General features: G+C 70.4%; 14 protein-coding genes. 7 read left to right on the top strand and 7 right to left on the bottom strand.

What is annotated here, in order from left to right:
• Positions 1-138: 138 nt before the first annotated feature.
• The 3 genes from pstC to pstB are packed head-to-tail and all read left to right on the top strand — an operon-like array spanning position 139 to position 3,057.
• Complete coding sequence (gene pstC / locus OG852_RS25520) at positions 139-1,173, top strand: phosphate ABC transporter permease subunit PstC (RefSeq protein ID WP_133911877.1); 1,035 nt, start codon at positions 139-141, stop codon at positions 1,171-1,173.
• Complete coding sequence (gene pstA, locus OG852_RS25515; protein ID WP_133911876.1) at positions 1,170-2,234, top strand: phosphate ABC transporter permease PstA; 1,065 nt, start codon at positions 1,170-1,172, stop codon at positions 2,232-2,234. Before pstC ends, pstA begins: the two co-directional genes overlap by 4 nt.
• A 46-nt stretch (positions 2,235-2,280) precedes the next feature.
• Complete coding sequence (pstB, locus tag OG852_RS25510) at positions 2,281-3,057, top strand: phosphate ABC transporter ATP-binding protein PstB (RefSeq protein ID WP_133911875.1); 777 nt, start codon at positions 2,281-2,283, stop codon at positions 3,055-3,057.
• Positions 3,058-3,159: 102 nt separating this feature from the next.
• Here pstB and OG852_RS25505 read toward each other — a convergent pair whose 3' ends face one another.
• Together OG852_RS25505 and OG852_RS25500 are read right to left on the bottom strand one after the other, a co-directional pair.
• Entirely contained in the window at positions 3,160-4,158 is a 999-nt protein-coding gene (locus OG852_RS25505) for an inorganic phosphate transporter (RefSeq protein ID WP_133911874.1), read from the bottom strand.
• A 7-nt stretch (positions 4,159-4,165) separates the two neighbouring features.
• Positions 4,166-4,786: a DUF47 domain-containing protein gene (locus OG852_RS25500; RefSeq protein ID WP_133911873.1), complete on the bottom strand. Its 621-nt coding sequence runs from the start codon at positions 4,784-4,786 to the stop codon at positions 4,166-4,168.
• 206 nt (positions 4,787-4,992) lie between these two features.
• On the opposite strand from OG852_RS25500, the gene OG852_RS25495 reads away from it, so the two are divergent.
• On the top strand, positions 4,993-5,313 hold the full coding sequence (locus OG852_RS25495) for a metal-sensitive transcriptional regulator (RefSeq protein WP_133911872.1): 321 nt from the start codon (positions 4,993-4,995) through the stop codon (positions 5,311-5,313).
• Here OG852_RS25495 and OG852_RS25490 read toward each other — a convergent pair.
• Positions 5,299-5,502: a hypothetical protein gene (locus OG852_RS25490; protein ID WP_330349043.1), complete on the bottom strand. Its 204-nt coding sequence runs from the start codon at positions 5,500-5,502 to the stop codon at positions 5,299-5,301. The genes OG852_RS25495 and OG852_RS25490 overlap by 15 nt on opposite strands.
• A gap of 97 nt (positions 5,503-5,599) precedes the next feature.
• A complete protein-coding gene (locus OG852_RS25485; RefSeq protein WP_330349042.1) occupies positions 5,600-6,442 on the bottom strand; it encodes a hypothetical protein in 843 nt (280 codons plus the stop codon).
• A 476-nt stretch (positions 6,443-6,918) separates the two neighbouring features.
• Between OG852_RS25485 and OG852_RS25480 the strand changes: the two genes are divergently transcribed.
• Positions 6,919-8,478 carry an FAD-binding oxidoreductase gene (locus tag OG852_RS25480; RefSeq protein ID WP_133911869.1) on the top strand — a complete coding sequence of 520 codons (1,560 nt, stop codon included), beginning with the start codon at positions 6,919-6,921 and terminating at the stop codon, positions 8,476-8,478.
• Positions 8,479-8,510: 32 nt separating this feature from the next.
• Here OG852_RS25480 and OG852_RS25475 read toward each other — a convergent pair whose 3' ends face one another.
• The 3 genes from OG852_RS25475 to OG852_RS25465 all read right to left on the bottom strand — a co-directional run bounded on the left by OG852_RS25475 (position 8,511) and on the right by OG852_RS25465 (position 11,332).
• Positions 8,511-9,221, bottom strand: coding sequence for a phosphatase PAP2 family protein (locus OG852_RS25475; protein ID WP_133911868.1), 711 nt, complete (start codon positions 9,219-9,221; stop codon positions 8,511-8,513).
• 168 nt (positions 9,222-9,389) lie between these two features.
• Positions 9,390-10,397, bottom strand: a complete 1,008-nt coding sequence (locus OG852_RS25470) for a C40 family peptidase (protein ID WP_208117123.1) — start codon at positions 10,395-10,397, stop codon at positions 9,390-9,392.
• A gap of 188 nt (positions 10,398-10,585) precedes the next feature.
• Positions 10,586-11,332 (bottom strand): trypsin-like serine peptidase, encoded by a 747-nt coding sequence (locus OG852_RS25465; RefSeq protein WP_330349041.1) that lies wholly within the window; start codon positions 11,330-11,332, stop codon positions 10,586-10,588.
• A 224-nt stretch (positions 11,333-11,556) separates the two neighbouring features.
• On the opposite strand from OG852_RS25465, the gene OG852_RS25460 reads away from it, so the two are divergent.
• Both OG852_RS25460 and OG852_RS25455 read left to right on the top strand, forming a co-directional pair.
• Positions 11,557-11,811, top strand: a complete 255-nt coding sequence (locus OG852_RS25460; protein ID WP_330349040.1) for a DUF397 domain-containing protein — start codon at positions 11,557-11,559, stop codon at positions 11,809-11,811.
• Between the two features lie 87 nt (positions 11,812-11,898).
• Complete coding sequence (locus OG852_RS25455) at positions 11,899-12,999, top strand: hypothetical protein (RefSeq protein ID WP_330349039.1); 1,101 nt, start codon at positions 11,899-11,901, stop codon at positions 12,997-12,999.
• Positions 13,000-13,009: the final 10 nt, after the last annotated feature.

Here is a 13,009-nt window from a genome sequence, read left to right as displayed (position 1 = left end):
TCTGAAGGTGCGGTCCGGCACCGGGGAGACCCGGACCGGACCGCACCCCGTCCGGTGCACCGCCGCCTGGGGCCGCCCGAGGGCCGGCCCCGCCGGAGCCGCCGACACCCGCGGCGACTCCGCAGACCGGAGATCCCCATGGACATATCGACGCAGAAGACAGGCGGGGCCGAGGACGCGCCCCCGCCCCACGACTCCACTCCCCCCACGACCCCCGCGAGCGCCGAGCAGAAGCGTGCGGCCCGCGGCGCCACCCGACCCGGCGACCGGATCTTCCTCGGTCTTTCCCGCGGGTCGGGCATCCTGCTGCTGGTGATCATGGCGGCGATCGCGGTCTTCCTGGCCTACCGCGCCTACCTCGCCATCAGCAAGGACGAGGCCAACTTCCTCACCACGTTCGAGTGGAACACCAACCTCGTCCCGCCGAAGTTCGGCATCGCGGTCCTCGCCTTCGGCACCATCGTGTCGTCGATCATCGCGATGGCGATCGCGGTCCCGATCGCCGTGGCGATCGCCCTGTTCATCACGCACTACGCCCCGCGCCGCATGAGCGGCCCCATCGCGTACGTGATCGACCTGCTCGCCGCCGTCCCCTCCATCGTCTACGGCCTCTGGGGCGCCCTCGTCCTGGTGCCGCACATGGACGGGCTCTTCGGCTGGCTCAACGACTACCTCGGCTGGACCGGGATCTTCTCCTGGGACGAGGGCGCGCCGCGCTCCATGCTGACGGTCGGCGTCCTCCTGGCGATCATGATCCTGCCGATCATCACCAACGTCAGCCGCGAGGTCTTCCGGCAGGTCCCACAGATGCACGAGGAGGCGGCCCTGGCGCTCGGCGCCACCCGCTGGGAGGTCATCCGCATGGCGGTGATCCCCTTCGGCCGCTCCGGTGTCATCTCGGCCTCCATGCTCGGCCTCGGCCGCGCGCTCGGCGAGACGATGGCCGTCGCCACCGTCCTCTCCCCGGACTTCGACATCCACGCCAGCCTGCTGAACCCCGGCGGCGGCACCTTCGCCCAGAACATCGCCAGCAAGTTCAACGAGGCGACCGAGTACGGCCGTGACGCGCTGATCGCCTCGGGTCTGGTCCTCTTCGTCATCACCCTGCTGGTCAACGGCGCGGCCCGCATGATCATCGCCCGCCGCAAGGAGTACTCGGGGGCCAACGCATGAGCCACGCAACAGCAGTCGCCGACAAGCGCCCCAGCACCCTGCGCGGCGCGAGCCTCCCGAGCTGGTCCCCGTGGGCGATCGCCGCCGGGTCGGTCGTGGTCGCCGTCGGGATCGGCCTGGCGGCCGGCCTCGACAGCAAGGTCCAGTGGGGCCTGATCGCGGGCATCGTCTTCCTCGTCGGCACGTACGGCATCGCCGCCAGGGTCGAGGGCCGCCGCCAGGCGAAGGACCGCATCGCCACCGGTCTCGTCTGGGTCGCCTTCCTCCTCGCCGTGGTCCCGCTGGTCTCCCTGATCTGGACGACGGTCGTCCGGGGCGTCAAGGTCCTGGACATCTACTTCCTCACCCACTCCATGGGCGTGGTCGCCGACTCCGAGCCGGGCGGCGGTATCTACCACGCGATCATCGGCACCCTGGAGCAGGTGGGCCTCGCCACCCTGATCGGCGCCCCGATCGGCATCCTGACGGCGATCTACCTCGTCGAGTACGGCCGCGGGAGCCTGGCCAAGGCGGTCACGTTCTTCGTCGACGTCATGACGGGCATCCCGTCCATCGTCGCGGGCCTGTTCATCCTCAGCCTCATGCTGATGTTCGACATGCAGCCCTTCGGCTTCGCGGGCTCCCTCGCGCTGGCGATCCTGATGATGCCGGTCGTCGTCCGCTCGACCGAGGAGATGCTGAAGCTCGTCCCGAACGAGCTGCGTGAGGCGAGCCTCGCGCTCGGCGTCCCGAAGTGGCGCACCATTCTGAAGGTGGTCGTCCCCACCTCGATCGGCGGCATCATCACCGGCATCATGCTGGCGATCGCCCGTATCGCGGGCGAGACGGCCCCGGTCCTGCTGCTGGTCTTCGGCAACCCCTTCATCAACAACAACCCCTTCGAGGGTGCGCAGGCGTCTCTGCCGCTGTACATCTACCAGCAGTACTCGCAGAGTGCCGGTTCCACGGCGGCGTACGACCGTGCCTGGGCGGCCTCGCTCACGCTGATCGCCTTCGTGATGATCCTCAACATGGTGGCCCGGGCGATCGCCCGCTGGAAGGCCCCGAAGACCGGTCGCTGACGCGGCCCGACAGCTCGGCGACCGAGACGGAAGTGAAGTAGCAACCATGTCCAAGCGAATCGATGTAAGCGGGCTCACCGCCTACTACGGCACCCACAAGGCGATCGAGGACATCTCGATGACGGTCGAGCCGCGCACGGTGACGGCCTTCATCGGCCCCTCCGGCTGCGGCAAGTCGACGTTCCTGCGCACGCTGAACCGTATGCACGAGGTGACGTCGGGCGGCCGGGTCGAGGGCAAGGTCCTGCTCGACGACGAGGACCTGTACGGCCCGGGGGTCGACCCGGTGGCGGTCCGCCGCGAGGTCGGCATGGTCTTCCAGCGCCCGAACCCGTTCCCCACGATGTCCATCTTCGACAACGTGGCGGCGGGGCTGCGCCTCAACGGCAACTTCAAGAAGTCCGAGCTGTCGGACGTCGTGGAGAAGTCCCTGAAGGGCGCGAACCTCTGGAACGAGGTCAAGGACCGTCTGAACAAGCCGGGCTCGGGCCTGTCCGGCGGCCAGCAGCAGCGTCTGTGCATCGCGCGGGCGATCGCGGTGGAGCCGAAGGTCCTCCTCATGGACGAGCCCTGCTCGGCCCTGGACCCCATCTCGACCCTGGCGATCGAGGACCTGATCGGCGAGCTGAAGGAGCGCTTCACGATCGTCATCGTGACGCACAACATGCAGCAGGCGGCCCGTGTCTCCGACCGCACGGCCTTCTTCAACCTCGCCGCCGTCGGCCAGCCCGGCAAGCTGATCGAGATCGACGACACGGAGCGCATCTTCTCCAACCCGTCGGTCCAGGCCACCGAGGACTACATCTCGGGCCGCTTCGGCTGAGCCGCCGACAGACCCCTCGCGATGCTGCATGGCGGTGCCATCGCGAGGACGCAAAGGGCCCGCCCCCTCCAAGGGGGCGGGCCCGTGCGCGTTCCGCGGCGACTACAGGAAGGCCAGGTTCACGACCCAGAAACTCGCCGCGGCGACCAGGGCCGCCGCCGGCATCGTGATGAACCACCCCAGCACGATGTTCTTGGCGACACCCCACCGCACCGCGTTGACCCGCTTGGTGGCTCCCACGCCCATGATCGCCGACGTGATCACATGCGTCGTGGAAATCGGCGCCTTGAACAGGAACGCCGTGGTGAACATGATCGACGCGCCGGTCGTCTCCGCGGCGAAGCCCTGCGGCGGATCCAGTTCGATGATCTTCCGTCCGAGCGTCCGCATGATGCGCCATCCGCCCGCGTACGTCCCCGCGGACAACATCACCGCGCAGACGACCTTCACCCACACCGGAATCGGGTCGTCGGCCCCCTGCACATCCCCGATGACCAGCGCCATCACGACGACGCCCATCGTCTTCTGCGCGTCCTGCAGACCGTGCCCCAGCGCCATCGCCGCCGCGGAGACCGTCTGTGCTATCCGGAAGCCCCGCTTGGCCTTGTGCGGATTGGCCCGTCGGAAGATCCACAGGATGGCGCACATCACCAGATAGCCGACGAGGAGCCCCACCACCGGCGAGACGAACATCGGAATGACGACCTTGTCGAGCACCCCGGACCAGATGACCTCGGTCCCCCCGGCCAGCGCCGCCCCCACCATGCCGCCGAACAACGCGTGCGAGGACGACGAGGGGAGCCCGAAGTACCAGGTGACCAGGTTCCAGACGATCGCCCCGACCAGTGCCGCGAAGAGGATCCCCATCCCCTTCGACCCCTCGGGCGTCTCGATCAGGCCACTGCTGACGGTGTGAGCGACCCCACTGCCCAGAAAGGCCCCGGCGAGGTTCATCACCGCGGCCATCGCCAGCGCGGCCCGCGGCGTGAGCGCCCGCGTCGACACCGAGGTGGCGATCGCGTTCGCCGAGTCGTGGAAGCCGTTCGTGTACGTGAAACCGAGCGCGACACAAATGGTCACGACCAGAGCAAAGGTGTCCATGAAAAGCTCAGGACTCCTTGACGGCGATGGTCTCCACCGTGTTCGCCACATGCTCGAACGCGTCGGCGGCTTCCTCCAGCACGTCCACGATCTGCTTGAGCTTCAGCACCTCGATCGCGTCGTACTTGCCGTTGAAGAGATGGGCCAGCAGCTTCCGGTGGATCTGGTCCGCCTGGTTCTCCAGCCGGTTGACCTCGATCCAGTACTCGGTGAGGTTCTCCATGGTCCGCAGGTTCGGCATCGCCTCGGCCGTCAGCTCGGCCGCCCGCGACAGCACCTCGATCTGCTGCTCGACCCCCTTGGGCAGTTCCTCGACGTTGTAGAGGACGACCAGGTCGACGGCCTCCTCCATGAAGTCCATGATGTCGTCGAGGGAGGACGCGAGGGAGTAGATGTCCTCACGGTCGAACGGCGTGATGAACGAGGAGTTCAGCTGGTGGAAGATCGCGTGCGTCGCATCGTCACCGGCGTGTTCCGCGGCCCGCATACGCTCTGCGATCTCGGCCCGGCCGGCGGTGTCCGCCCCGAGCAGTTCCATCAGGAGTTTCGAGCCCGTGACGATGTTGTCCGCGGACGCGGCGAACATGTCGTAGAAGCTCGTCTCCCTGGGGGTCAGACGAAAGCGCACTTGGGGTCCTCGGGATGCATCGGTTTCGGTCAAGCCGGTGGCCAGGGTGATGCTAAGCGCACCATCCGGACATGGCTATCGGGCCGTCCCCCAGTGTCACCCATCGGACAGACTGATCAGCACAGGGGCACTTCAAGACTCCTGTACCCCGCAAAGTTCGTTACGATATACCCGCCAGGGGTATATGTCCGGAACGGGAGGGCGAGATGACGACGACGGAGGCCGCCGAGGCCGTACCGCACGCCACGCACGGCTACCACAAACAGAAGGAAGAACACCTCAAGCGCCTGCGCCGCATCGAGGGCCAGATCCGGGGCCTGCAGCGCATGGTCGACGAGGACACCTACTGCATCGACATACTCACCCAGGTGTCCGCCTCCACCAAGGCCCTGCAGTCCTTCGCCCTGCAGCTCCTGGAGGAACACCTGCGCCACTGCGTCGCCGACGCGGCCCTCAAGGGCGGCGACGAGATCGACGCGAAGGTGGAGGAAGCGACCAAGGCGATCGGGCGGCTACTGCGCACCTGACGAGCCACCCGGCGCGGCCCCGCCCCCGTCCCGCTCCTCGCCCACCCGCAGCACCTGGTCGATGCTCTCCAGGCTGAGCCGTTCCTCCCCGGCAGCCGAAGCCGCGATGATCAGCTCCCCGCACAGCTCGATCTCGGCGAGGGCCACGTGGTCCTGAACTGCCGTACCGCCGACCGGAGCCACGCGCATCACCTCGTCTCTGCCGTCACCGGCTTCCTAGAGTAGGGAGCGGTGCACACGGCGCGCATGGCACGGACGGGCTAGTCCTTGCGCGGGCCGCGCGAGGTCAGTCCTCCGCGATCCGCCCCGCGTAGATGTCACGATCCGCCGGCAGCCGTACGTCGACGGGGGCCCCGAAGTCGAACAGCAGCGTCGTCGACGCCACCGCCACGGCCTCCTCCTGGCGCCCGTTGACAAAGCTGAACCGGTGCCTGACCTTCCGGATCCGCCCCTCGTCGTCCAGATACACGTCGAACGGCACCCGCGCCGTGGCGAACCCTCTCGCCGCCGCCGCCAGCGCCCCCCTGCTCCCCGCCGTCGCCCCCTCGGCCGCCACCGCCAGATCGGCGGTCCCCCGGTAGTGCCGCACCGCCGTCCCGGCGACCTCGGTCCGCCCCACATACGTCGCCGTACGCGCCCCCCGCAGCACCTCCGCCGCGGCGAACGGATCCGTGGCCCCGCCCGTCACCAGGTTCCCGTCGGACAGCGTCGCCGTCTCCACCCGCACCCATTTGTCGTCCGGGACCCCGGCCCCCCGGTGCTTCATGAACAGCGCGCCGGGCGCGAGCAGTTCGGTGATCGGCCGGTGCTCGCTCGTCCCCGCCGGATCCTGCGGCAGCATCACCTTCAACCGCCCCCGCTGCCGCCGGTAGTCGTAGACCCCCTCACCGCGGATGGTCACCCGGGTCCCGCCGGTGGCCATCTCCATCGACGTCCGCGCCTTCGAACTGCCCGCCTCCCGCAGCGCGTCGGCCGCCCCGTGCAGCAGCCTCACCGCGTCGCCGCCCCGCGCGTCCCCGCCCCCGGCCGCCCCGCCGACGGCCCCCGCCCCCGAACACCCGGCCACCAGCCCGGCGGCGGCGACCACCGCACCGCTCCACCCGCGCCGCCTGTGCCACCGCTCCGCCATCGCCTGTCTACCCCCAGCCGGTACGTCCGTCACGGGCCGTCGTTCCGCCTAACGACACGCACGGGACGCCGTCACGCGCCCCACCCCCCGCGCGACCGCCGAACGGGTGCCGTGCCCGCGGAACACGTGTCCTTCACGGTTCCTGGGTAACGTTGTCTGCGTGACGCAGCAGGACGGCTCGGCCGCTCCCCGCACCGACGGGGAACACATCACCACGACCGTCGAACAGGGCCGGTTCTGCCTGGCCCGTTGTACCTGCGGATGGCGCGGTCCGGCCCGCAGAGCGAGAAGCCTGGCCAGATCGGACGCCGAGGGCCACGCCCGCGGCTGACGTCACCGTTCCGTCACCGCCGCCGCCCACGGGAACCCGTACCCTCGGGGCCCCGTCTCGCACGATGAAGCCGGCCGAGAGACCGGCGGGCCGGGAGATGCCGACCGGCCGAAGGATGCCGGCAGGCCGACGGAAGGCACGGAACATGGAACGGCGTACGTTCATCGCAGGCGGCACGGCCGCGGTCGCGGCGGTCGCGACGGCGGCCTGCAGCACATCGAAGGGCAACGCGGCGAGCGCCTCCGGCGACCAGAGCGCCACCGGCATCACCGCCCTCACCGCCACCGCCGGCTCCTCCCCCGCCGACTGGGCCGCGCTCGCCCGCGACCTGGACGGCACCCTGGTCCGCCCCGGCGACGCCAACTGGACGACGGCCCGCCGGCTCTACAACACCCGCTTCGACAACCTCAAGCCGGCGGCCGTGGCGTACGTCTCGCACGCCGACGACATCCGCACGGTCCTCTCCTACGCCCGCGCGCACCACACCAAGGTCGCGATCCGCAACGGCGGCCACTCCTACGGCGGCTGGTCCTCCGGCGACGGCCGGCTGATCGTCGACGTGTCGAGGCTGAAGACGGTCCGCGCGAGCGGTGGCTCGGCGGTCGTCGGAGCGGGCGCCAAGCTGATAGACGTCTACCGCGCGCTCGCCGCGAAGGGCGTCACCATCCCGGCCGGCTCCTGCCCGACGGTGGGCGTCTCGGGTCTGGTCCTCGGCGGCGGCCATGGAGTGGTCTCCCGCGCCTACGGCCTGACCTGCGACAGCCTCACCCAGGCCACGATCATCACCGCCGACGGCAGGCAGCTCGTCACCAACGCCACCCACAACAAGGACCTGTTCTGGGCGCTGCGCGGCGCGGGCAACGGCAACTTCGGCATCGTCACCGAACTCCACTTCAAGACCCACACCGCCCCGCAGGCCGTCACCGGCTATCTCACCTGGCCCTGGGCGAAGGCGGCCGCGGTGATCAAGGCCTGGCAGGAGTGGGGCCCGTCCCAGCCGGACGAGATCTGGTCGTCCCTGCACCTGGAAAAATCGGCGGGCGGCACCCCCCGGGTCGCCGTCGCCGCGTTCTGCATCGGCACCTACGGCCAGCTGCAGAACGCGGTCGACCGCCTCGCCGACACGGTGGGCGCCCCCGCGAGCTCGGTGTCCCTGCGCCGCAAGGGCTACGAGGAGGCCATGGAGGCGTACGCGGGCTGCTCCTCCTTCACCACCGACGCCCAGTGCCATCTGCCCGGCTCCACCCCGGGCCGCTCCCCGCAGGGCCGGCTGGGCCGCGAGACGTACACCGCCCGCAGCGACTTCTTCGACCGCTCGCTGTCCTCGGCGGGCATACAGACGCTGCTGAAGCAGATCACGTCGGTCCAGGGCGGCGCCGGCAGCATCGCGCTCACCGCCCTCGGCGGCGCGGTCAACCGTGTCTCCCCGACGGCCACGGCCTTCGTCCACCGCCGCTCCCGCATGCTGGCCCAGTACATCGTGTCGTGGAGGGCGGGGACGACGGGCTCGACGGCCCAGTCCTGGCTGAACACGGCGCACAGGGCGATGGGGCCGTACGCCTCGGGCGCCGCCTACCAGAACTACGCCGACCCGACCCTCACCAACTGGCGCAAGGCGTACTACGGCGACGCGCTCCCGCGGCTGACCCAGCTCAAGAAGCAGTACGACCCGACGGGCTTCTTCACGTACCCCCAGGCCCTGTAGGACCCGTCGTTCGCATCACGCGGCCGTTCGCATCACGCGGCGAGATCCCGCTCCTCGGTGACGGCCCCGGAGCGGGCCCCCGGGATGAAGGCGTCCCGGTCCCGCTCCCGCGCGGCCCTGCTCCGCACGATCCAGCCCGCCCGTGGCGACCGCTCGACGGCCTTCATCAGCGGGGTGAGCGCCAGCGAGGCGAGCGGCGACAGCAGCAGCGCGACGGCGGTCCCGAGCGCGAACCCGCCGACCACGTCCGTCGGGTAGTGCACGCCCATGTAGACCCGGCAGAACCCTTCGAGCAGCGCGATCCCGATCCCGACGAGCCCGAACCTGCGGTGGGCGACGAACAGTCCGACGCCCATGGCCATGGTCAGGGTCGCGTGGTCGCTGACGAAGGAGTAGTCGGTCTTGCCGGAGACCAGGACCTCGAGCCCCTGGTGATCGAGAAACGGCCGGGGCCGCTCCACGAACCCCCGTATGGGCACGTTCACGAGCACCGCGACGGCGGCGGCGAGCGGCGCCCACACGAGCGCGGCGACGGAGGAGGCGGCCTCGTCGGCCCCCCGGACCCTGCGCCGACCGCTGGCCCAGCACCACAGGATCAGCAGCACCATGGCCAGGAGCAGCCCGTACTCCCCGACGAACTCGACCAGCCGGTCGAACCAGTGCGGAGCGTCCTTGGCGAGCCCGTTGATGTCATAGAGCAGGTCGACGTCGGGGTTCGACCCGGAATCGGCGAGTCCAGCCATGGTGCTGCGGCCCCTTCGTCATGTTCTGCCCAGCGCATCTCTCGTGCGCACGCCTCAACAGGAACGCACGGCCCCGGTTGATACGTTCCACTCTCCACTGAATGATCACGCAGACGTTATCGAAGAGAGATACATCGCCGCAGCTCAGGGGCTGGGTCCAAAGACCGGTCACACGTTCGTGGGGAGCGCTTTCGCGCCATCTTCGGTGACGCGGGTGGCACCAAAGTAGTCAGCCGTGTCGATGGGATCAAACCGGATGACGGCACCGGTGTAAGGAGCGTCGATCATGTACCCGCCGCCCACATAGATTCCCACGTGGTGGATGGCCCGGGAGTTGCCCAAGTCATTGGAGAAGAAGACCAGATCACCGGGCAACAACTCACTGCGCTTCGGATGCGGTCCGGCGTTGTACTGATCGTTGGCCACGCGCGGCAGAGTGATCCCCACACTCGCGTAAGCCGCCTTGGTCAGCCCGGAGCAGTCGAACCGTCCGCCCTGATCAGCGGTCCCGTTCCCGCCCCACAGATAGGGCGTCCCCAGCTTCTTCTGCGCGTAGTAAATGGCCCCGGCGGCCTGCTGGGAGGGATCGACCCGGGTGACGGGGGCGGCGAACGACTCCTCCAGCGTCGTGATCGTCTTCACGTAGTTCTGGGTCTCCTTGTACGGCGGCACTCCGCCGTACTTGATGACCGCGTACGCCCCCGCGTTGTAGGCGGCGAGCATGTTCTTCGTGATGTCCCCGGGAACGTCCTTCACGTACGAGGCGAGCTGGCAGTCGTAGGAGGCGGCCGACGGAATCGCGTCATTCGGATCCCATACGTCGCGGTCGCCGTCGCCGTCGCCGTCGATGCCGTGCGTGGCCCAGGTTCCCGGAATGAATTGCGCTATCCCCTGCGCGGCGGCGGCGCTCTGCGCGCGCGGGTTGAATCCGCTCTCCTGATAGAGCTGTGCGGCGAGCAGCGCGGGATTGATGGCGGAGCAGAGATTGCCCCACTTCTGCACGATCGCGCTGTAGGCGGCCGGCACGGCGCCCTTGGCCAGCGACTTGGTGCTGCCGCCCACGCCGTTCACCATGTTCCCGGCGACGATGTACACGCCGACGACGAGCACCATCATGAAGGCGGCACCGGCACCGACGGCAGCGGTCGCCAGGATCCATGCCTTACGCACCGTCAACCGCCCCTCGCCGCCCGGGAGTCCACCCCGGCCAGTGTAGAGGCGGGCCCGCCCCTCGCGGTGATCATGCGCAGGGCGGAATCCGGTAAACCAGCCACCGGGCACGACCCGGCGGTCCAGCCCTCGGCGCGGCGCCCGCTACGAGCCGACCGCCCACCCGGTCCAGCGCGTAGTCCGGTGGCCCTCCCTCACGGGTCGCAGGCCGCGTCCTCGTAGAACTCCGCGGCCTCCGAGCCCAGGACCACGCTGTACGAGATGTCCGCCGTCGCCCCGCCCTGCTCGTGCCCGCCGAGGACACCCACGACCTGGTCGTCCCCGTTCACCCAGGGGCTGCCGCTGGTGCCGCCCGTGAAGTCCGGGCATTCGATGCGCTGTTGGGTGGAGCTGTGCGCGGTGGGCCGGTTGACGCAGCGGACCGGCACCTCGCGGGAGTCGGGGTACCCGGTGACGGTCACGGCGGTGGCCCCGGTGGCCGTCCGGGTGGCGAGCCGGTTGGCCCCCACGACGTCCTCGACCTCCTTGCCGTCCCGCTCCCGCAGCGTCGCGAACGCCACGTCACTGTCCTCGTGCTGCCCCTTCGCCCACCCGTCGGGCAGGAACACCCGGGCGACCGTCCAGACGCCGTACGGCGCCTTCCCGTCCCGGTATCCCGGCACGAACACGAGGTCGCCGCCCCCGCCGAGACAGTGCGCGGCCGTGACCAGGAGGTTGTGGTGGGGGGAGTGGACCACGGAGGCGGTGCAGAAATGGGCGCCCGCGAGCCGGCCCGCGTCCTCCGCGTCGAACAGGGCGCCCACGCGCGCGGAGTCGGTCGTCGCCGCGGCCACGGTGGTCACCCCCAGGGGACCGGGCCCGCCGTCGGCGGCCGCCTCGGAGGCGGAGGTGACGGCCACGGCAAGCAGCACGACCGCACCGAGCAGAGCGTTTCGCTTCACCGGCTTCACCGGACCCACTGTGTCCCACGAAGGTGAGAGAAGCGTCAGATGCGCCCGCCCGTTTCGCCGGTCCCGGGCGCGTCCGCGGGGCGGAAGGGGCGGCGCGGGTCGGCGAGCGGCCCGCCCGCCGGGAGTTCGGCCATTCGAGTGAGTCCGGCCGGCACGCGCGCGTCGCCCCGGGGTTACGGTGGGCCGGCCCCCATCCCTCCAGGACGGAAGCCCCCATGTCTGACATCCCCGCCGGCCTCACGTGGATCCGCGCCGCCCCGCCGGAGGCGACGGGACCCGGCCCCTGGATCGAGATCGCCTTCGGGGAAGGAGACGGGGAGGACGACGGCGAGGCGCCCGTCTACCTCCGCGAGACCGGCGCGCCGGACACCGTGGTCACCACCAACCGCCGCAAGTGGGACGCCTTCGTCCTCGGCGTCCGGGCAGGGGAGTTCGACCACTTCGTGGAGGGCGTCGAGCTGGAGTTCTAACGCCGCGGCAGGCAACGTTGGCGCGTCGACGGGGCAAGCGTTGCCTGCGCGGCACTGGCTGTCAGTGGTGTGCCGTACGTTCGAGCCATGACCCGAACCGCGCGCCTGGTCGCCACGCTCGACACCCCGCTCCCGGACCCGGACGCCGCCACCGTGGAGCTGGTCCGGCTGCGCGCGGGCCGTCCGGCCCTGGTGCGGCGGAGCGACGACGAGGTGGTCGTACAGCCCCTGGACGACGCCTTCCGGCCGGAAGAGTCCCTGCGTTTCCCGGCCCCGTGGACCGGGCGCTTCGGCACCTGCGCCCTTTCCCCGGACGCCGACGTCGTCGTCTTCGCGGGCACCCACGCCCTGCGCGCGGTGCACACGAGCGGCGCCACCCTGTGGGAGATACGGCACGGCTGCTGGGGCTGTGGCCAGACGCACACGTCGTTCGAGGAGTACGCGTCCGACGCCCGGCACCGGTACCCCGAGGGCGGCTCCGCCGGCTTCTCCGTGGACGGCTCGCTGCTGTGGGCCCACATCCGCGGCCCCCTCGTGGAGGGCGGCGAGACGGGCGCACAGCCTGGGGACGAGTGGCTGCTGCTCGCCCCCGGGGACGGCCGGGTGCTCGCACGCGTCGACGCGCGGGCGGCCGCCGCGGGCAGCGACCACGTCCCGCACCCGGACCCCCGCCGGATGGGCCTGAGCATCGGCGAGGGCCAGGACGGCTCGCCGATGCGCTGGGGCCGCTGGGACGGCGAGCGGCTGACGGTGGACTACTTCGAGGGGCTGGACCTGGCCCTGCTGGACGTGAGCCCGTCCGGCGCGCACTTCATGACCGTCTCTCACGACCAGGACCAGCTCGCCCTGTACGAGACCGCGAGCGGGACGCAGGTCGCGGAGTGGAACGTGGAGAAGTCCGTGCCCCGGCACCCGGACGCCGATCCGGAGAACGACGAGGTGTGGCCCGCCTGGGACTGGGCCGGCGGCTTCCTCGACGACTCGACGGTGGTCGCCGGGACCGTATGGCAGGACGAGGAGTGGGGGGAAGGGCGGCACTGGCTGGTCGCGCGGGACGCGCCCCGTCCGGAGCCGCTCGTCTACCCGGGCCCGGTCACCAGCCCTCCGGCCCCCCTCGGCGCCGGCCACTGGTACACGCACAGCGCGGACCACACCACCCTCTCGATATGGACCCTCGACCCGGGCTGACCCGAGCGCA

The sequence above is a fragment of the Streptomyces sp. NBC_00582 genome, from assembly GCF_036345155.1.
Lineage (GTDB): Bacteria > Actinomycetota > Actinomycetes > Streptomycetales > Streptomycetaceae > Streptomyces.
The sequence above is the reverse complement of the archived record's forward strand: the minus strand, read 5'-3'. Positions and strand labels throughout refer to the sequence as shown.